Genomic DNA, 20,990 nt, shown 5'->3' with positions numbered 1-20,990 from the left:
AAAGAAACGAGGTGGCAAAAATGAAAGTAGCAGTTAAAGTAACCTATAAAAAAGAATTCAAACAGATGCGCCGCGTGAACAAGACTTATGGAATCTAATATTTCCAAGTGAAAGATAAAAGAAGATACCTCTGGAAGAAATTCTAGAGGTATTTTGCTATTGAATCAAGGCTTTCTTACAATTTATGTTATAATATAGAATAACTATGATAAAAGGAGCTCAATTATGTTTCTAGATGACAGTTTGACTTTACATACAGACTTATATCAAATCAATATGATGCAGGTTTATTTCAACGAAGGTATCCATAATAAGCGTGCTGTTTTTGAAGTCTATTTCCGCAAGAATCCTTTTAATAATGGCTATGCCGTTTTTGCGGGCTTAGAGAGGATTGTGGCTTATCTAAATGATTTGACATTCAGTCAGACAGATTTGGACTATTTGGCGTCCTTGGGCTATAACGGAGCTTTCTTAGAGTATTTACGTGATTTCAAGATGCAGCTGACCGTGCGTTCTGCTAAAGAAGGAGATTTGGTTTTTGCCAATGAACCGATTGTTCAGGTCGAAGGGCCGCTGGCACAATGTCAGTTGGTGGAAACAGCGATTTTAAATATCGTGAATTTCCAAACCTTGATTGCGACCAAGGCGGCTCGTATCCGCTCTGTGATCGAAGATGAGCCGTTGATGGAGTTTGGTACCCGTCGTGCTCAGGAGATGGATGCGGCGATTTGGGGTACGCGGGCAGCTGTTATAGGTGGGGCCAACGGTACCAGCAATGTTCGGGCTGGCAAGCTCTTTGATATTCCTGTTCTGGGGACGCATGCCCATGCACTTGTGCAGGTTTATGGCAATGATTACGAGGCTTTTAAGGCTTATGCGAGCACTCATCGGGACTGTGTGTTCTTGGTAGACACCTACGATACCCTTCGGATCGGGGTTCCTACGGCCATCCGTGTAGCGCGTGAATTGGGTGATAAAATCAATTTCTTGGGTGTACGGATTGATTCTGGAGACCTAGCCTATATTTCCAAAAAAGTTCGCCAGCAGTTAGATGAAGCGGGCTTCCCAAATGCCAAAATATATGCTTCCAATGATTTGGATGAGAATACCATCCTCAACTTGAAAATGCAAAAGGCCAAGATTGATGTCTGGGGCGTAGGAACTAAATTGATTACCGCCTACGATCAGCCAGCTCTGGGTGCGGTTTACAAGATTGTAGCAATTGAAGATGAGAATGGGCACTTGCGCAATACCATCAAGCTCTCCAACAATGCTGAAAAGGTTTCGACTCCGGGCAAGAAGCAGGTTTGGCGGATTACCAGCCGTGAAAAAGGCAAGTCTGAGGGCGACTACATCACTTATGATGGTGTAGATGTCACCCATCTGGCAGAGCTGGAGATGTTCCATCCGACTTATACTTACATCAATAAAACGGTTAAGAACTTTGATGCGGTGCCACTCTTGGTAGATATTTATAAAGAAGGCCAGCTCGTTTACGAGTTGCCGACTCTGTCTGAGATTCAGGATTATGCCCGCCGAGAATTTGACAAACTCTGGGACGAATATAAACGGGTTCTCAATCCACAAGATTATCCGGTCGATTTGGCGCGTGATATTTGGCAGGATAAGATGGACTTGATTGACCAGATGCGCAAGAAAGCCTACCAGACAGGAGCAGAAAAATGAGCCTACAAGAAGAAATCATCCGCCAACTGGGCGTCAAGCCCGTCATTGACCCAGAGGAAGAAATCCGCAAGACGGTGGACTTTCTCAAGGCCTATCTGAGAAAACATCCTTTTTTGAAAAGCTATGTTCTGGGCATTTCTGGTGGTCAAGACTCGACTTTGGCTGGTCGCTTGGCCCAGATAGCCGTGGAAGAAATGAGGGCAGAGACAGGAGATGAGAGCTATCGTTTTATAGCTGTCCGCCTGCCTTACGGCGTTCAAGCGGATGAAGATGATGCGCAAAAGGCTCTGGCTTTCATCCAGCCTGATGTCAGTCTGACGGTTAATATCAAGGAATCCGCTGACGCCATGACAGCTGCAGTGGAGGCGACAGGTGCCAAAGTCTCTGATTTTAACAAGGGCAATATCAAAGCGCGTAGCCGTATGATTGCCCAGTATGCTTTGGCTGGTTCATATAGCGGAGCTGTCATTGGGACCGACCACGCAGCAGAAAATGTTACGGCCTTTTTCACCAAGTTTGGGGATGGTGGAGCAGATATCTTACCACTTTACCGCCTCAATAAACGACAAGGTAAGCAGCTTTTGGCCGCTTTAGGAGCGGATCCGGCTCTCTATGAGAAGGTTCCTACGGCTGACTTGGAAGAAGAAAAACCTGGAATTGCTGATGAAGTCGCTCTGGGTGTGACCTATAATGAAATTGACGACTATCTCGAAGGCAAGTCCGTTTCGGCTCAAGCTCAAGAGACGATCGAGTCTTGGTGGCATAAGGGCCAGCACAAACGGCATTTGCCGATTACGATTTTTGATGAATTTTGGAAGTGAGAAATTCCAGTAAATATTCTCAGTTCTAGCTAGGACGTGAGATAATCCTGAAAAAGTTAGGCTTGCCTAACTTTTTTACTTGCGCTCTTTTTTTAAAGTTCTATAATAGAGGTATAATGACAAGGAGGATTTTATGAATTCATTAAAACAAGATTTTACAGATAAGTTGTATGCTGCTTACGAGGCCAATCCCAAGTATGCAGCGATGGAAAATGCTATTAGCCATAATGGGCTCTTGACTTCTTTGGAAAAACGGACTGCTGCTGTAGAAAATGCACCTGTTTTCTCACTGGATCTCACCAAAGACAAGGTCAGTGACCAGAAGGCTTCCGGCCGCTGCTGGATGTTTGCAGCTCTCAATACTTTCCGTCACAAGATGATTGCGGGCTTCCAGCTGGAGGATTTTGAGCTGTCTCAGGCTCATACCTTCTTTTGGGATAAGTATGAAAAATCTAACTGGTTTTTGGAGCAGGTTTTGGCAACGGCTGACCAAGAATTGACTAGCCGCAAGGTCAAGTTCCTCTTAGATACGCCTCAGCAGGACGGCGGTCAGTGGGATATGGTCGTGGCGCTTTTTGAGAAGTACGGCGTCGTGCCTAAGTCAGTCTACCCAGAGTCCATTTCTTCTAGCAATAGCCGTGAGCTCAATCAGTTGCTCAATAAACTCTTGCGTCAGGATGCGCAAATCTTACGCGAGCTGGCTCAGAATGGTGCAGATGAAGCTGATCTACAGGCCAAGAAAGAGGAGTTGTTGCAGGAAATTTTCAACTTCCTAGCGATGTCGCTGGGCTTGCCGCCTCGGAAGCTTGACTTTGATTATCGGGACAAGGACGGCAACTACCATAGGGAAGCTGATTTGACTCCGCAGGTCTTTTATCAAAAATATGTAGACCTCAAGCTAGATGACTATGTGTCTATTATCAATGCGCCAACAGCTGATAAACCTTATGGCAAGTCTTACACGGTCGAAATGTTGGGCAATGTAGTCGGCAGTAAACCTGTTCGCTATTTGAATGTAGAAATGAAACGTCTCAAGGAATTGGCTATTGCACAGATGCAGGCTGGTGAGACCGTTTGGTTTGGCTCTGATGTGGGTCAATCCAGCAATCGCAAGGCTGGTATCATGGAAGCAGGTATGCATGATTTAACCTCTAGCATGGATATCCAATTGACCCAAGACAAAGCAGGTCGTCTTGATTACAGCGAAAGCCTCATGACTCATGCCATGGTACTGGCTGGAGTGGATCTGGATGAAAAGGGTCAAGCTAAAAAATGGAAGGTAGAAAATTCTTGGGGTGAAAAGGTTGGAGATAAGGGTTACTTTGTCGCCAGCGACGCTTGGATGGATGAGTATACTTACCAAATCGTAGTCAGAAAAGAATTCTTGACTCCAGAAGAGTTGGCAGCCTACAATGCAGAGCCAATTGTCCTAGCACCGTGGGATCCAATGGGAGCTCTTGCTAATAGCGAAATGATTTGATAGGGTGAGCAATTGCAGAACGCTATTGATTTATTTAAACTAAAAAGATTGGATTTTAAAATCCAATCTTTTTTGGTTTATCGATGTTCAGCTCCTTGGTTAGAACTAGTTGAGCTGCTGGTTGTTCCAGAACTTGTTGAACTTGTTTGGGAACTAGAGTTGGTACTACTATGTTCTTCGCTAGATTCACTCGTACTTTGACTTGAAGATTCTGAGCTTGACTCAGAAGTGGAGCTTGAAGATGATTGGGTATAAGCGCGACTGTAAGTAGAAGTACCATTGAGATAGAGATAGGATCCGCTACGGAAAAGTCCGCTAGGTGGTGTCCAGTCTTCATTGCTGTAACCTGTCAAATAGTGCATCATAGAGCGGTAAACATCGGTTGCCACCTTAACTCCATCATCTAAAACAGGAGTGAGGCGGTTTGAATAGCCGGTCCAAACAGCCATAGAGTATTGTGGAGTGTAGCCAACAAATAGCTCGTCTGGTGTGACAATGCTAGAACTGTAGTAAGGTTTTGTCAACTTCTCTAGCTCATCATCTGCATAGTTGGAAGTACCGGTTTTACCTGCTTGATAGACTCCTGGAATTGCAGCATTGGTACCAGTTCCGGACTGAAGAACGGTCTTCATCATGTCTGTCATCATGTATGCTGTCGTTTCCTTCATGGCTTTTGAACCACCATTTGAAAAGACTTTTTCTGTACCGTCGCTAAAGACAACTCGGTTGACGTATTGCGGTTTGTAATATGTACCGCCATTAGCAAAGGCAGCGTAGGCAGCAGCCATTTTTTCGCTACTTGCTCCGTATTGGTTGCCAGATTCGCTTGTATTACTTGAAATCGCATTAGAATAATGCATTTCAGGATAATTAATACCAAGGCCATTGAGGAACTTCAATGAATTATCTAATCCGACTGCTTCCAGCGATTTGACGGCTGGTACGTTACGGGATTCTTGGATGGCGTATTGGATAGTAATCCAGCCATAATAGCGTTTATCCCAGTTATAGACAGGAGTAGATGTTCCAGGGAAATAGTAAGGAGCATCCTGGATTGAGGCAGCGGTGGAAGTGAAAACATTGTATTCCAAGGCTGGGGCATAATCAGTAATTGGTTTCATGGTAGAACCCCAGTCGCGATTTGTTTCGACTGCTTGGTTGGTACCAAAAGAAACGTTGGAAGACTGATGGCGAGCACCCAGTTGGGCAATAACTTTCCCGTTGGTAACATCCATAACGGTTGACGCCACTTGCAGTTCATCATCTGGATAAGCAACATATTCTTCCGTGTTGTAAATATCCCACAATTTTTTCTGTGCTTCGGTATTAACGTTGGTATAAACTTCCATACCAGTCGTAAGGACATTGTAGCCAGTTTCTTCTTCGACTTGCTCAATAACTTCTTTTAAGTAGTTATCCATATAGGCAGGATAGCTAGCTGAATTTTTCAAGCTCTGTAAGCCGTCGGTCACTGGTGTATTGATAGCTTGTTCGTATTGTTCTGGTGAGATGTACTTGAGTTCATACATTTCAGATAATACGAGATTCCGACGCTGAGTGGCTGCTTCTGGATTTGTGTAAGGGTCGTATTGGTTAGGAGCCTGAGGCATTCCTGCAAGCAGGGCAATCTGAGGAAGGGTCAAATCTTTCAAATCTTTGCCATAGTAACTTTGGGAAGCTGTTTGCATCCCGTAATTTCCATTGGACATATAGACTTTATTGACATAGTATGTCAGGATTTCTTGCTTGGTAGCCTTTCGCTCAAGTTGAGTTGCCAGCCATGCTTCTTGGATTTTCCGAGAAAGGGTAGCATCCGCTGAGGAAGTGGAGAAATAAGTCAACTTGATCAACTGCTGGGTTAAGGTAGATCCCCCTTGACGTCCGCCTCCTTTCAGATTGCTTAGGAAGGCTCCTCCTATCCGAATGAAATCAACCCCACGGTGATTAAAGAAGCGGTGGTCCTCAATCGCAACGATAGCATCTACTAGCTGTGTAGGGATCTGGTCTGTTGACGCATTGACCCGCTTTTCAGAACCGAGGTCCGCAATCAGATTGTTATCGCTATCGTAAATCTTACTTGAAGTTGTTGCGACAAGGTCCTTCTCAGAGAGGGTAGGAGACTTGGAGGCATAGTATGTGAAGACAAGAACGCCAGCCACAACTCCAATGATAAAGAGAGATAAGAGGGCAGTTGCAAGATATTTTAAGGCCTGCAAAAGGGTTTGTTTATTCATTTGTGATACCACCTAGTAGTTTTTGTTCGATAATTTCAAGGTAAGGGATGCTTGGAAATTGCTTTGTTTCGATTAAAAATCCATGTTCTTTAATGTAAGACAAAGGAAGGGATTTTCCACCTTTATCCATCTTATAAAATGTAATGAGATAAGATGCCGGAAGTAGATAAGTCTCCCGCAAGCTAGAGAAGTGCAGTAAGACAAAGCAGATTCCTTTTTGCTGAAGGACAGCCTCCATATGTTCAATCTGGTGTAGATGGAAATTCTTCAGAGGCATGGCTGTTTTTTGCCGTGTTTCCTTGGCTTCAAAATCAATATAATGTCCCTTAAAGACACCAGAATAATCAGTCGTGGATGCCTGTCGGAAATAGGCCTCCACAATCTTTGCACGACTGCGTTGGGGATAGTCCACTTTGACAATCTGAATGGGTGTCGGTTTCTTATGAATGACAGCGAGCCCCCTACTCAAATAGTAGTTGTTGGATTCGTTGATCATCTTCTCAAAAGACATCCCACGATTGGCAAAGTTAACAGCCGTCTTTGAACTTGGATGAGCTAATTTACTTTTTATTTTTAGCTTGTGAGGGTAGTTGACCATAAAACTCCTTATTGGTACAATAACATCACTCTATTATATCATAAAAATATTTTTTGAGGGAGAATAAATGACAAGTCTATTAATTGTAGGTTATAAGGCTTTTGAACTTGGCATTATGAATGAAAAAGACATACGCATCAAGATCATCAAAGAAGCAGTCAGACGGGATTTACAGCGCCTGCTGGATGAAGGATTGGAGTGGCTCATCTTTACGGGAAATCTAGGTTTTGAAGCTTGGGTTTTGGAAGTTGCTCAGGAATTGAGAGAAGACTATAATTTCAAGATTGCTACGATTTTTCTTTTTGAGGATCAGGGAAAAAATTGGAACGAAGGAAATCAGGCTAAACTAGCGGATTTTAAACAAGTAGATTTTGTCAAATATGCTTATCCTAGCTATCAAAATCCGAGTCAATTTCGCGAGTACAACCAATTTTTGATTCAGAATACAGATGGAGCTTACCTGTTTTACGATGAGGAAAATGAGACCAATCTTAAGTATCTTTACAGGGAGATGAAGAATCAAGAACAGTATTTTATCAAAAAATTAACATTTGATGATCTGAATGAGGTTGCAGAAATTTTTTCGGAAAAGTAGGGTATAAATCTTGCTTTTTATAGGTGATTTCGTATATAATTGGATATGATAAACTAGATTGGAGTGAGAGCATGGCGAGTATTATTTATACAGCAAAAGATATTTTTGATCAAGACTTTAAGCGTGAAGTGCGAGGATATAGCAAGGCTGAAGTGGATGAGTTTTTGGATGATGTGATTAAGGATTATGAAACTTATGCAGCTTTGGTAAAGGAGTTGCGTGAGGAGATTGCCCTTCTGAAGGAACAAGTATCGAATCAAGAAACTCCTACTCCTTCCGCGCCTAGTCAGCCAGCTCAACCAACGATTGAGATGCCACAGATGGGAACAGCGACAAACTTCGATATTTTGAAACGCTTAAGCCGTTTGGAAAAAGAAGTTTTTGGCAAACAGATTCTGGACAACGAGGAGCAATAATGTTGCAGAGTGCAATTTTTGGATAATCGCGTGAAGATTTGATATTTTCATGAGGAAAGTCCATGCTAGCACCGGCTGTGATGCTGGTAGTGTTTGTGCTAGGCGAAACAATAAGCCTAGGGACGGAGTAATCCGTTACGGCGACTGAAAAGGCTAAGTCTTTAGATAGGTCTGAATAGGTCTGAAAGTGCCACAGTGACGTAGTTCTTCTGGAAACAGAAGAAGTGGAACGCGGTAAACCCCTCAAGCTAGCAACCCAAACTTTGGTCGGGGCACGGAATGCGTGGAAACGAACATAGCATTCTGACTGGAAACAGTAGACAGATGATTATCGAAGGAGATGGTACCTAGTCATTTCTGGAACAAAACATGGCTTATAGAAAATTGCACATAGGTTAGCTAGCGTATGCTAGCTTTTTGATTAAGGTATAGACTCCCTTTGACAGAAGTGAGCTGAAGGGATAAAATGAGGAAAGCAAGTTTTTTCTCAAAATGAGGAGCCAAGCAAGAACATTCTGCTTTCTAGCTGAGGCCAGCTTTTAGAGTATAGCCAATCAGAAATTGATAGAGTAAGAAAGAATGAAAGAAAGATTTAATTTAATTGCTACTGCAGCAGCAGGTCTGGAAGCTGTGGTAGGCCGCGAGGTTCGGGATTTGGGTCTAGATTGTCAGGTTGAAAATGGCCGTGTTCGCTTTAGTGGAGACATGGCTACCATCATTCAAACCAATCTATGGCTGCGCTCGGCAGATCGGATCAAGATTGTTGTGGGAACATTTCCAGCCAAAACATTTGAAGAGCTTTTTCAAGGTGTCTTTGCCTTGGACTGGGAAAATTATCTGCCCTTAGGTGCCAAATTTCCCATTTCTAAAGCTAAGTGTGTCAAGTCAAAACTGCATAACGAGCCCAGCGTTCAAGCCATTTCAAAAAAAGCAGTTGTAAAAAAACTGCAAAAGCATTATGCTCGTCCAGAGGGGGTTCCCCTGCAGGAAAATGGAGCAGAGTTTAAGATTGAAGTTTCCATTTTGAAAGATTTAGTAACGGTCATGATTGATACCAGTGGTTCTAGCTTGTTCAAACGTGGCTATCGGACTGAGAAGGGCGGAGCACCAATCAAGGAAAATATGGCAGCTGCGATTTTACTTTTGTCAAACTGGTATCCGGACAAACCCTTGATTGACCCGACTTGTGGATCAGGAACCTTCTGTATCGAAGCGGCTATGATTGGGATGAAGATGGCGCCAGGTTTACACCGTTCCTTTGCTTTTGAAGACTGGAATTGGGTAGATAAGGACTTGGTACGTCGGCTTCGGGCAGAGGCCCTAGCTCAGATTGACCAAGATATTCAGCTGGATATTTCAGGTTCTGACTTGGATGCCCGTTTGGTAGAGATTGCCAAGAAAAATGCGGAAGAAGCGGGTGTTGCTGACCAGATTCAATTTAAGCAAATGCGTCTGCAAGACCTTCATACGGACAAGATCAATGGTGTCATTATTTCCAATCCGCCTTATGGTGAGCGTTTGTTGGACGATGATGCGGTGACCAAGCTCTATCAAGAAATGGGACAAACTTTTGCTCCTTTGAAGACCTGGAGTAAATTTATCTTGACCAGTGATGAGGCCTTTGAAGCCAAATATGGCAGTCAGGCGGATAAAAAGCGAAAACTTTACAATGGTACTTTAAAAGTTGATTTATATCAATACTTTGGCCAAAGGGTCAAAAGACAACTAGATTAGAAAGGAAATGCTGTGAGCAAAGAAGAAAAGATGCCAACAGAGCAAGAATCAAAGGAAACCGTTCTTGACTTAGAAGATGCGAAAGAAATGACGGTCGGTCAGGCTGCTCGGAAAAACGAGGAAGTCGAAGCTGGTGTGACTGAAGGAGATAATATCCTTGATAAATACATCAAGCAACACCGAGATGAAATCGAGGCTGGGAAATTTGAAACCCAAAAGCTGAGAATCATGGAAGAGCTGGCACAACAAAAAGAAGCTTTGATACAAGAAACTATCAAACAGCTTAAGAGTCAGTCTCAGGCGAAGGAAAATACTGCCAATGTGGCATCACCTTCGGCGCAGCCAGTGAAAGCAGAAACTGTAAACTCGGCAAACGTAGAGACTACAAAGGCTGCACAACCAGCGCTAACAGTTGCAGCTGAAGCACCAATCATCCCGGCAACAAAGCCGGTATCAAATCCAGTTCCAACAGTGTTTGAAGATGAGGACGAGCCTGAGACAAAGCCTTTCTACAAGAAGAAAGTCTTCCTATACTCGGCCTTAGGTCTTGTAGCACTTGCCGCTGGAACGACTTGGTATTTCCATCAAGGGTTGGGGAGTCACAAGTCGACAACTGGTTCCAGCTCGACTGTTTCTTCTAGCAAAAAGAAATCTGCAAGTTCCAGTGAATCTAGGAAAGAGGCTGCTAAAGAATTTGAAGACCTTTATGCTAGCTTCTTTACGGATAGTAGTCAGACAGCTATCAAAAATGACAAGTTTGGCGATTTGGATAAGCTGAAAGCTAAGTTAGATGTCTTAACTGGCAGCTCAGAATACACAGCTGCTAAGAAGAAGTATGATGATCTTGTTAAGCAAATTTCTGCTATCCAAAGTGTGAATTCGCAATTCAATACGGGTGCTATCGTTGATGGTGTCTTGAAGACGGATGCCCAAGTGAAAGAAAACGCTAATCTTCCAGATGTATCGACAGGTAATGGCAAGTTGGATGAGGTCTTGAAGGCGGCTATTGCTCAAGGACGCAGTCAACAGTTGCCAGCACCGGCGCCTAGTCCAACAGTGGAACCGTCAGCGCCATCAACAACACCAACAGTGCCAGCCGCACCATCAACGCAGCCAGCTGTTAATCCTGCGCCTAGTGATCCTAGTGGCATTAGAAATGCAGAAACTGGTATCGGACTGCCAAGTGCAGGAGTTAACCTCCAGCGCCACCTTAGCCGTGTACCTTACAATCAAGCAGCTATCGATGATGTGAACAACCCTGCTTGGACATTCAATCCAGGTGTTTTAGAAACGATCCTCAAGGTGTCTCGCGAGCGTGGCTATATCACAGGAGACCAGTTTATCCTTGAAAAAGTTAACATTGTCAAGGGGAATGGCTACTACAATCTCTATAAACCAGACGGTACATACCTATTTAGTATGAACTGTAAAACAGGCTACTTTGTAGGAAATGGAGCTGGGTATGCAGAAGATTTGGATTATTAATCATCTTTCTCGCTGATCTATTCAAAATATATAAAAAAGTTAGACGGATCTGAGCCAAGTATCTTGGGTCAGCCGTCTAGCTTTTTTGTATAAATAGTTACTTATTGTTAATTCCTATAATAATCTATAGTTTAAATCTCTAGGTTAATATAGATAGTTTAAAATAGCTTGATTTATCAAGCTTATTTTCAATAAAACAAGATTTCAATAGATTGAATTCTTGTCTTATTTCTGTTAGAATACTACTTGGAGCATTAGGACACCTAGCATAAAAATGTACAAAAGTGTCTATTGTTACTTTTAAACTATGGTATGCAATAAGCCAGCTTCTTTGCTAATGGTCATGAGATTAACAAAAACTGGCATGTTGGAAAAGGAAAGGAAAAGGATGTTTCGAAGTAAGAAATATAACAAAGATTTCGAGATTATTGACGAAAAGAAGCGGTATAAGCTCTATAAGTCTGGGAAAAATTGGGTAAAAGCTTCAAATTCTCAACTCGATCTTTTTCGTATCGGTGGAATGGGAGAAGTTGTCTCAAACAGCTTGTCAGATACTGAAGAGCTTGATCACGATCATCTGAGCCTCAATACTCTTGCAGGCCTAGGAGGGATATTAGCCGCTGGGGCAGCGGGGCTAATGGTGACTCAGGAGCAGTCTGTCTATGCAGATGAAACATCTGAATATACTGATAAAGCAGTTATCTCAGCTGAAGTCAAGGACAATGAAGAAGCAACAGAAGCAAGTACAAATTCGATCATTGCTCAAGCGCAAGCGGAAATGCGAAAAGCAAAAGCAGAACAAGCTCCTGAGTTGGCCTCTGTTTCAGTTAGTCAGTCAGTCAGTGATTCTGTCTCTACAAGTGAGTCAGTCTCTCTTAGTATCTCGACTAGCCAGTCTGTTAGTCAATCGCTCAGCCAATCAGTTTCCGCTAGTAACTCAACTTCTATCAGCCAGTCTGTATCTGCTAGCAATTCAGTCTTGACTAGCAAATCAGCGAGTACTGCGCCTGCTGCAAAAGTATCAGAGAGCAAAGGGCCCGCTAAGCTAGAAAGTGCTAACACTACAACTTCTCTAGAACAGGATAAAGTGCTAACTAGCGCATCAGTAGCTGATGCTTCTGTCTCAGCTTCTAATTCTGTCTCACTGGATATCAGAGTCAATGTTGCTGATAGCTTTGTCTCATCTGTTGCCGGACAAAGTGTAGCTAGTGCTACTTTAAGCAATAGCCAAGCTCTAGCAACCAGCAACAACTTAGCCGCTGGTGTGCTAGCGGATAAGAACCAGGCCCAAGGCAAGGACGAGCTTAAGCAAGCTGAGAAGAGTCAAACGGTAGATAAGACCGTAGCAACTTCACCAAAAGAGTCTGGTCGGTCAGGCTTCCGTAGTGCGGGCTACTCAGGATTCAGAGCTGTCAATAAAAATATTAGGGTTAATGTCAGTCAATCAACAAGTGGATCGAATGTTTCTGTAGTGTCAAGTTTGTCTGTTGAACAGAGCACATCGACGACAGCAATTGACCAGCAACCTTCTACTTCAAAAGAAGCAAAGAACCTTGAAATTGACTCAGCTGAATTAAAAATAACTGAAATTACTGGTAAGAATAGTGTTAGTGGAGTTCAATCAACTTCTGTCACAACTAGCTTAATTGAAGCTGCTGCGGTTGCAATAGCATCTTCAGAAGTCACTGCTAAACAACAAGAAGAAAACCGTAGGAAGTTGACCAATCTTTCAGCTGAAATAGGTGACTATCTAGCAAAAGCGGTTGATTTACCAAATACGGATTCAGCTCTTGCTAAGGCCAATGCTGCAGTAACAGAAATTGAAAAAGCCCTCGCTGATCCAACTAGTGATTTAACAACAGTAGTGCAAAAAGCTACTTCAGCGCGTAATTCGATTGTCAATGCTGTGTTGACGGCTAATTCTGGTGTGCGTGATCCACGAAATGGGACAGAAATTGCTAGAGGGACACACTCACGTGCAGCCTCTAATCCGCCTACGATTTCTATGCCATCTACTATCACAATTTATAATGATGAAACAGTTAATTTCCAGATAAGGCTGAATGATGATCAAGGGATGGATAAAATCACGGCTTCCCCATCCAATGCTATTATTACAGGTTTAAATGCACCGAACTATCCAGCTAGCAAGAAAAGGGGATTTGGAGATCTATATACCTATGATAGATCGGGAAGACAAACAGGTGCCCAAAGGTCATACACCATTGACATAACAGGGATGGTGGGTCGTGAAAACGGTACTTGGAAACCCTATAAACCAGGTACCTATGTTCTGGAGTACACAGTAACAGATATTCATCGCCTGACTGCGACAGCACGTACGAATTTCCATATCAAAGGCTTCAACGAACGCCACAACCCAGTTAGTGGGGATACCGTTATTGTTAAGAATCCCTCTTCTTTGACTGTAAGTGAACGCAATCAAGTACTTGAAAAATTTAAAGAAAAAAACCAGTCGCTTTTATCTGGTAGTGATTTTACGAAAGATGGCGTAACCGGAACGATTGAGGTAGCTGAAAATGGGAATATTACCATTACCTACCGTGATAATACTACAACTGTTATCCCAGCTAATGTGGATGCTATTCCAGTTCCAAGTGCGACGGTGACTCGTAACGGTCAAACTCTAACACCTGTAAACGGCAACTATATTGTGTACGCAGGAGATGATATTCAAATTAATTTCACTGCTACAGATAATAGCGGGCAATTATCAGAATTTAAGATTGTTTCAAATGAAGATGCAAATGGTTCAGCCCTTAAAAATAATTTCTTTGAAGATAATAAATATGGGACGGGAACTGTAGAGCATTTAACGGGGAATATCACAGCGACTACTGCTAGTCCAGCCCGTATTACTGTAAGAGCTCATTTGAATGATAATCTAGAGTACGATAAAAATGGTAGAAATAGTTGGCAACGTAATGCAGTAGCAACGGATAAGGCTGGGAATAAAAATAGTGCAGGAAATGCTTCGCCAGGTAATGTCCGTATTGTGCAAGGTAGACTGACAGATATTATGGAAGGGGTAGCACCGACTGAAACCTTCCAAGTAGAGAATGTTTCTGAATTAAAACTTCAAGAAAAAACTCGTATATTGGCGGCTGTTGAGAAACTAAACAATAAGCAGGAAAAACGTATTGATTCCTTTACTATTAGTAACAATGGAACAGTTACCATTATCTATAAAGATAAGACTACGGATACGTTCACTGTAAAACTTTCTGATAGTGAGTATAAGAGTAGCAGTACTTCAACTAGTCTAAGTCAAAGACAGTCAACCAGTGTCTCAGTAAGTGCTAGTACATCAGCGAGTGCGTCGGCTTCAACGAGCGCCAGCCGCTCAGTTTCTGCTAGCCAGAGCTTGTCTACTTCCTTGCGCAATAGCCAATCGGCATCGATGAGCGCCAGCCGCTCGGTTTCAGCGAGAAATAGTGTTTCGGCCTCAGTGAGCGGTAGTCAGTCTGTCTCAGTGAGTCAGAGCGCTGCTTCATTGAGCTTGAGCCAATCCATCTCACTAAGTAAGAGTGCTTCAGCGTCATTGAGCTTGAGCCGTTCAGTTTCTGCTAGCCAGAGCTTGTCTACTTCCTTGCGCAATAGCCAATCGGCATCGATGAGCGCCAGCCGTTCGGTTTCAGCGAGCAATAGTGTTTCTGGCTCGGTTAGCGGTAGTCAATCCGTCTCATTGAGCAATAGTGCTTCATCTTCGTTGAGCTTGAGTCAGTCAGTTTCATTGAGTAAGAGTGCCTCAGCATCGTTGAGTGGTAGCCAATCCGTCTCATTAAGTAATAGTGCTTCAGCATCGTTGAGTGGTAGTCAATCTGTCTCATTAAGTAATAGTGCTTCAGCGTCACTGAGTCTGAGCCAGTCAGTTTCATTGAGCAAGAGCGCTTCGGCTTCACTGAGCTCGAGTCAGTCAGTTTCACTAAGTAAGAGTGCCTCAGCATCATTGAGCTTGAGTCAATCAGTCTCAGCAAGCGAAAGTGCATCAACATCAGTAAGTGCAAGTCAGTCTGTCTCAGTAAGTGCAAGTACTTCAGCATCCGTAAGCGTAAGCCAGTCTGTCTCATCAAGTGCAAGTACATCTGTATCCGTAAGCTCTAGCCAATCTGTTTCAGCAAGCACAAGCGCTTCAGCATCAGTAAGCCTGAGCCAGTCAGTTTCAGCAAGTGAATCAGCTTCAACTTCATTGAGCGCAAGCCAGTCTGTATTAGCAAGCGAGTCTGCTTCAGCGTCAATGAGCTTGAGCCAGTCTGTTTCAACAAGTGCAAGTGCCTCAACTTCATTGAGCACTAGCCAGTCAGTCTCAACAAGTGAATCAGCTTCAACGTCAATGAGCTTGAGTCAGTCAGTCTCAACAAGTGAATCAGCTTCAACGTCAATGAGCTTGAGTCAGTCTGTCTCAACAAGTGAATCAGCTTCAACGTCAATGAGCTTGAGTCAGTCAGTTTCAGTAAGTGCAAGTGCTTCAGCTTCATTGAGTTTGAGTCAATCTGTCTCATTAAGCACAAGCGCCTCAGCGTCACTGAGCTTGAGTCAATCCGTCTCATTAAGTAAGAGCGCCTCAGCCTCATTGAGCGGTAGTCAATCAGTTTCACTAAGTAATAGTGCTTCAGCATCAGTAAGCCTGAGCCAGTCAGTTTCAACAAGTGAATCAGCTTCAACCTCAATGAGCACCAGCCGGTCTGTATCAGCAAGTGCAAGTGCCTCAACTTCATTGAGCACTAGCCAGTCAGTTTCAACAAGTGCTTCATCTTCGTTGAGCTTGAGTCAGTCTGTCTCAACAAGTGCCAGTGCTTCAGCGTCAATGAGCTTGAGTCAGTCAGTCTCAGCAAGTGCCAGTGCTTCAGCGTCAATGAGCTTGAGTCAATCGGCTTCAACAAGTGCAAGTGCTTCAGCATCATTGAGCTTGAGCCAGTCAGTTTCAACAAGTGAATCAGCTTCAACGTCAATGAGCGCAAGCCAGTCTGTATCAGTAAGTGCTAGTGCTTCAGCGTCAATGAGCTTGAGTCAATCAGTCTCAACAAGTGAATCAGCTTCAACGTCATTGAGCACAAGTCAGTCTGTATCAGTAAGTGCCAGTGCTTCAGCTTCGTTGAGTTTGAGTCAATCTGTCTCAGTGAGCAACAGTGCCTCAGCGTCACTGAGCTTGAGTCAATCTGTCTCATTAAGCGCAAGTGCCTCAGCATCAGTAAGCCTGAGCCAGTCAGTTTCAACAAGCGAGTCTGCTTCAGCGTCAATGAGCGCAAGCCAGTCAGTCTCAGTAAGTGCAAGTGCTTCAGCATCATTGAGCGGTAGCCAGTCAGTCTCAGCAAGTGCAAGTGCTTTAGCTTCGTTGAGTTTGAGTCAATCTGTCTCAGTGAGCAACAGTGCCTCAGCGTCACTGAGCTTGAGTCAATCTGTCTCATTAAGCGCAAGTGCCTCAGCTTCAGCATCAGTAAGCCTGAGCCAGTCTGTTTCAGCAAGTGCAAGTGCCTCAACTTCATTGAGCACTAGCCAGTCAGTCTCAACAAGTGAATCAGCTTCAACGTCATTGAGCCTGAGCCAGTCAGTCTCAGTAAGTGCCAGCGCTTCAACCTCAATGAGCACCAGCCAGTCTGTCTCAACAAGCGAGTCTGCTTCAGCGTCAATGAGCTTGAGCCAGTCAGTCTCAGTAAGTGCAAGTGCTTCAGCATCAGTAAGCTTGAGTCAATCCGTTTCAACAAGCGCAAGTGCCTCAGCATCAGTAAGCTTGAGTCAATCAGTTTCAACAAGCACAAGCACTTCAGCATCAGTAAGCTTGAGTCAATCAGTTTCAACAAGCGAGTCAGCTTCAGCATCATTGAGCCTGAGCCAGTCTGTATCAGTAAGCACAAGTGCCTCAGCGTCAATGAGCTTGAGCCAGTCAGTTTCAACAAGCGAGTCAGCTTCAGCGTCAATGAGCTTGAGCCAGTCTGTCTCAACAAGTGAATCAGCTTCAACGTCATTGAGCACCAACCAGTCTGTCTCAGTAAGTGCCAGTGCTTCAGCATCAATGAGCTTGAGCCAGTCTGTCTCAGCAAGTGAGTCAGCTTCAGCGTCAATGAGCTTGAGCCAGTCAGTTTCAACAAGCAAGTCTGCTTCAGCGTCCTTGAGCACAAGTCAGTCTGTCTCAGTAAGCACAAGTGCCTCAGCTTCGTTGAGCTTGAGTCAATCAGTTTCAACAAGTGCAAGTGCCTCAACGTCATTGAGCACCAGCCAGTCAGTCTCAGTAAGTGCAAGTGCCTCCGCGTCATTGAGCTTGAGCCAGTCTGTATCAGCAAGCGTAAGTACTTCAGCATCAGTAAGCCTGAGCCAGTCAGTCTCAACAAGCGAGTTAGCTTCAGCGTCAATGAGCTTGAGTCAATCTGTCTCAGCAAGCGAGTCAGCTTCAGCGTCAATGAGCTTGAGCCAGTCAGTCTCAGCAAGCGTAAGTGCCTCAGCTTCGTTGAGCTTGAGCCAGTCCGTTTCAGCAAGTGAATCTGTTTCAACCTCATTGAGCATCAGCCAGTCAGTCTCAGTAAGTGCAAGTACTTCAGCGTCATTGAGTGGTAGCCAGTCAGTCTCAGTAAGTGCAAGTACTTCAGCGTCATTGAGTGGTAGCCAGTCTGTCTCAGCAAGTGCCAGTGCTTCAGCGTCAATGAGCTTGAGTCAATCTGTCTCAGCGAGTGCAAGTGCCTCCGCGTCAATGAGCTTGAGCCAGTCTGTATCAGCAAGCGTAAGTACTTCAGCATCAGTAAGCCTGAGCCAGTCTGTATCAGCAAGTGCCAGTGCTTCAGCGTCAATGAGCTTGAGTCAGTCTGTCTCAGCAAGCGTAAGTGCCTCAGCTTCGTTGAGCTTGAGCCAGTCCGTTTCAGCAAGTGAATCTGTTTCAACCTCATTGAGCGGTAGCCAGTCTGTATCAGCAAGTGCCAGTGCTTCAGCGTCAATGAGCTTGAGTCAATCTGTCTCAGCGAGTGCAAGTGCCTCCGCGTCATTGAGCTTGAGCCAGTCTGTATCAGCAAGCGTAAGTACTTCAGCATCAGTAAGCCTGAGCCAGTCTGTATCAGCAAGTGCCAGTGCTTCAGCGTCAATGAGCTTGAGTCAGTCAGTCTCAGCAAGTGCCAGTGCTTCAGCATCGTTGAGTTTGAGTCAATCTGTCTCATTAAGCACAAGTGCCTCCGCGTCATTGAGCTTGAGCCAGTCTGTATCAGCAAGTGCAAGTGCCTCAGCATCAGTAAGTCTGAGCCAGTCAGTTTCAGCAAGTGCAAGTGCTTCAGCGTCAATGAGCTTGAGTCAGTCTGTCTCAGCAAGCGTAAGTGCCTCAGCTTCGTTGAGCTTGAGCCAGTCCGTTTCAGCAAGTGAATCTGTTTCAACCTCATTGAGCACCAGCCAGTCAGTCTCAGTAAGTGCAAGTACTTCAGCGTCATTGAGTGGTAGCCAGTCAGTCTCAGTAAGTGCAAGTACTTCAGCATCAGTAAGCCTGAGCCAGTCAGTTTCAACAAGCGAGTCAGCTTCAGCGTCAATGAGCTTGAGTCAATCTGTCTCAGCGAGTGCAAGTGCCTCCGCGTCATTGAGCTTGAGCCAGTCAGTCTCAGCAAGTGCAAGTGCTTCAGCGTCAATGAGCTTGAGTCAGTCAGTTTCAACAAGCGAATCAGCTTCAACCTCAATGAGCGCAAGCCAGTCAGTCTCAGTAAGTGCCAGTGCTTCAGCATCAGTAAGCTTGAGCCAGTCAGTTTCAACAAGCGAGTCTGCTTCAGCGTCAATGAGCGGTAGCCAGTCAGTCTCAGCAAGCGAAAGTGCATCAACATCAGTGAGCGCAAGTCAATCAGTCTCAGTAAGTGCAAGCACTTCAGCATCCGTAAGCGCAAGTGAGTCCGTTTCAGCAAGTGCAAGTGCTTCGGTTTCAGTAAGCACAAGCCAATCTGTTTCAACAAGTGCGAGCACCTCTGCTTCAGTGAGCCAGAGCCAGTCTATTTCAACAAGCGAAAGTGCTTCAGTTTCAGTAAGCAGTAGCGAATCTGTTTCAACAAGTGCCTCAGCTTCGTTGAGCTTGAGCCAGTCTGTCTCAGCAAGCACAAGCGCTTCAGCATCAATGAGCTTGAGCCAGTCAGTCTCAGTAAGTGCCAGTGCCTCAGCTTCGTTGAGCTTGAGTCAATCCGTTTCAGCAAGTGAATCTGCTTCAACGTCAATGAGCACCAGCCAGTCTGTCTCAGTAAGCACAAGCCAGTCTGCTTCAGTAAGTGAAAGTGCTTCAGCATCCGTAAGCCAGAGTCAATCAGCCTCAGTAAGCGAAAGTGCTTCAGCATCCGTAAGCACTAGTCAGTCTGTTTCAGCAAGCGAAAGTGGTTCAGCATCTGTGAGCACCAACCAGTCTGTCTCAGTCAGCACGAGTGCCTCAGCGTCAATGAGCTTGAGCCAGTCTGTCTCAGCAAGCGTAAGTGCCTCAGCTTCAAACTCAATGAGCGCAAGCCAGTCAGTCTCAGCAAGTGCCAGTGCTTCAGCGTCAATGAGCTTGAGCCAGTCTGTCTCAGCGAGCGAGAGTGCTTCGGTTTCAGTAAGCACAAGCCAGTCTGTTTCAACAAGTGCAAGTGCTTCAGCATCCGTAAGCGCAAGTGAGTCTGTTTCAACAAGTGCAAGTGCCTCTGCATCAGTAAGCGCGAGCCAGTCTGTTTCAGCAAGCGAAAGCGCCTCAACTTCAGTAAGTGCTAGCCAATCTGTCTCAGTAAGTGCGAGCACATCTGCGTCAGTGAGCGCAAGTCAATCAGTCTCAGCGAGCGAGAGTGCTTCGGTTTCAGTAAGCTCTAGCCAATCTGTCTCAGTAAGTGAGAGCACTTCGGCATCCGTAAGCACAAGCCAGTCTGTTTCAACAAGTGCAAGTGCCTCTGCATCCGTAAGCAGTAGCGAATCTGTTTCAACAAGTGCAAGCACATCTGCGTCAGTGAGCACAAGCCAATCAGTCTCAGTAAGTGAGAGCACTTCGGCATCCGTAAGCACAAGCCAGTCTGTTTCAACAAGTGCAAGTGCTTCAGCATCAGTGAGCACAAGCCAATCAGTCTCAGTAAGTGCAAGTGCTTCAGCATCCGTAAGCACAAGCCAGTCTGTTTCAACAAGTGCAAGTGCCTCTGCATCCGTAAGCAGTAGCGAATCTGTTTCAACAAGTGCGAGCACATCTGCGTCAGTGAGCGCAAGTCAATCAGTCTCAGCGAGCGAGAGTGCTTCGGTTTCAGTAAGCTCTAGTCAGTCTGTTTCAGCAAGTGCGAGCACATCTGCGTCAGTGAGCGCAAGCCAATCTGTCTCAGTAAGTGCAAGCACTTCAGCATCAGTAAGCGCGAGCCAGTCTGTTTCAGCAAGTGCAAGTGCCTCTGCATCCGTAAGCAGTAGCGAATCTGTTTCAACAAGTGCAAGCACATCTGCGTCAGTGAGCACAAGCCAATCAGTCTCAGTAAGTGAGAGCACTTCGGCATCCGTAAGCACAAGCCAGTCTGTTTCAACAAGTGCAAGTGCTTCAGCATCAGTGAGCACAAGCCAGTCTGTTTCAACAAGTGCAAGTGCTTCAGCATCAGTGAGCACAAGCCAATCAGTCTCAGTAAGTGCAAGTGCTTCAGCATCCGTAAGCACAAGCCAGTCTGTTTCAACAAGTGCAAGTGCCTCTGCATCCGTAAGCAGTAGCGAATCTGTTTCAACAAGTGCGAGCACATCTGCGTCAGTGAGCGCAAGCCAATCTGTCTCAGTAAGTGCAAGTGCTTCAGCATCCGTAAGCGCAAGTCAGTCTGTTTCAGCAAGTGAGAGTGCTTCAGCCTCAGTAAGCTCTAGCCAATCTGTTTCAACAAGTGAGAGCACCTCAGCTTCAGTAAGTCTGAGTCAATCAGTCTCAGTAAGTGCAAGCACTTCAGTTTCAGTAAGTCTGAGCCAATCAGTCTCAGTAAGTGCAAGTGCTTCAG

The 20,990-nt window shown here is 44.8% G+C and carries 10 protein-coding genes and 1 other RNA gene; 9 read left to right on the top strand and 2 right to left on the bottom strand.

Annotated elements, in window-relative coordinates:
- Window positions 1-225: 225 nt before the first annotated feature.
- From FZ941_RS10500 to pepC, 3 genes are all read left to right on the top strand, one after another.
- Complete coding sequence (locus FZ941_RS10500) at window positions 226-1,686, top strand: nicotinate phosphoribosyltransferase (protein WP_148887814.1); 1,461 nt, start codon at window positions 226-228, stop codon at window positions 1,684-1,686.
- A complete protein-coding gene (gene nadE / locus FZ941_RS10495; RefSeq protein WP_148887813.1) occupies window positions 1,683-2,507 on the top strand; it encodes an ammonia-dependent NAD(+) synthetase in 825 nt (274 codons plus the stop codon). The genes FZ941_RS10500 and nadE overlap by 4 nt, the downstream gene beginning before the upstream one ends.
- A 133-nt stretch (window positions 2,508-2,640) precedes the next feature.
- On the top strand, window positions 2,641-3,987 hold the full coding sequence (pepC, locus tag FZ941_RS10490; RefSeq protein WP_148887812.1) for an aminopeptidase C: 1,347 nt from the start codon (window positions 2,641-2,643) through the stop codon (window positions 3,985-3,987).
- 77 nt (window positions 3,988-4,064) lie between these two features.
- Here pepC and pbp1a read toward each other — a convergent pair whose 3' ends face one another.
- Both pbp1a and recU read right to left on the bottom strand, forming a co-directional pair.
- Window positions 4,065-6,221 carry a penicillin-binding protein PBP1A gene (pbp1a, locus tag FZ941_RS10485; RefSeq protein ID WP_148887811.1) on the bottom strand — a complete coding sequence of 719 codons (2,157 nt, stop codon included), beginning with the start codon at window positions 6,219-6,221 and terminating at the stop codon, window positions 4,065-4,067.
- Window positions 6,214-6,819, bottom strand: a complete 606-nt coding sequence (recU, locus tag FZ941_RS10480; RefSeq protein ID WP_148887810.1) for a Holliday junction resolvase RecU — start codon at window positions 6,817-6,819, stop codon at window positions 6,214-6,216. The genes pbp1a and recU overlap by 8 nt, the downstream gene beginning before the upstream one ends.
- 67 nt (window positions 6,820-6,886) lie before the next feature.
- On the opposite strand from recU, the gene FZ941_RS10475 reads away from it, so the two are divergent.
- From FZ941_RS10475 to FZ941_RS10640, 6 genes are all read left to right on the top strand, one after another.
- On the top strand, window positions 6,887-7,414 hold the full coding sequence (locus FZ941_RS10475; RefSeq protein ID WP_148887809.1) for a DUF1273 domain-containing protein: 528 nt from the start codon (window positions 6,887-6,889) through the stop codon (window positions 7,412-7,414).
- A 71-nt stretch (window positions 7,415-7,485) separates the two neighbouring features.
- On the top strand, window positions 7,486-7,830 hold the full coding sequence (gene gpsB / locus FZ941_RS10470; RefSeq protein WP_148887808.1) for a cell division regulator GpsB: 345 nt from the start codon (window positions 7,486-7,488) through the stop codon (window positions 7,828-7,830).
- 14 nt (window positions 7,831-7,844) lie between these two features.
- Window positions 7,845-8,212, top strand: an RNA gene (gene rnpB, locus FZ941_RS10465) — RNase P RNA component class B.
- 197 nt (window positions 8,213-8,409) lie between these two features.
- A complete protein-coding gene (locus tag FZ941_RS10460; protein WP_148887807.1) occupies window positions 8,410-9,564 on the top strand; it encodes a class I SAM-dependent RNA methyltransferase in 1,155 nt (384 codons plus the stop codon).
- Window positions 9,565-9,576: 12 nt separating this feature from the next.
- Window positions 9,577-11,049, top strand: a complete 1,473-nt coding sequence (locus FZ941_RS10455; RefSeq protein WP_148887806.1) for a cell division site-positioning protein MapZ family protein — start codon at window positions 9,577-9,579, stop codon at window positions 11,047-11,049.
- Window positions 11,050-11,437: 388 nt separating this feature from the next.
- Window positions 11,438-20,990 (top strand): KxYKxGKxW signal peptide domain-containing protein (locus FZ941_RS10640; protein ID WP_187418422.1); only part of this gene is annotated, 9,553 nt, incomplete at its 3' end.

The organism is Streptococcus sp. Marseille-P6264 (genome assembly GCF_902460355.1).
In the GTDB taxonomy this organism is placed as follows: domain Bacteria; phylum Bacillota; class Bacilli; order Lactobacillales; family Streptococcaceae; genus Streptococcus.
This window is presented reverse-complemented; position numbering and strand designations above follow the sequence as displayed.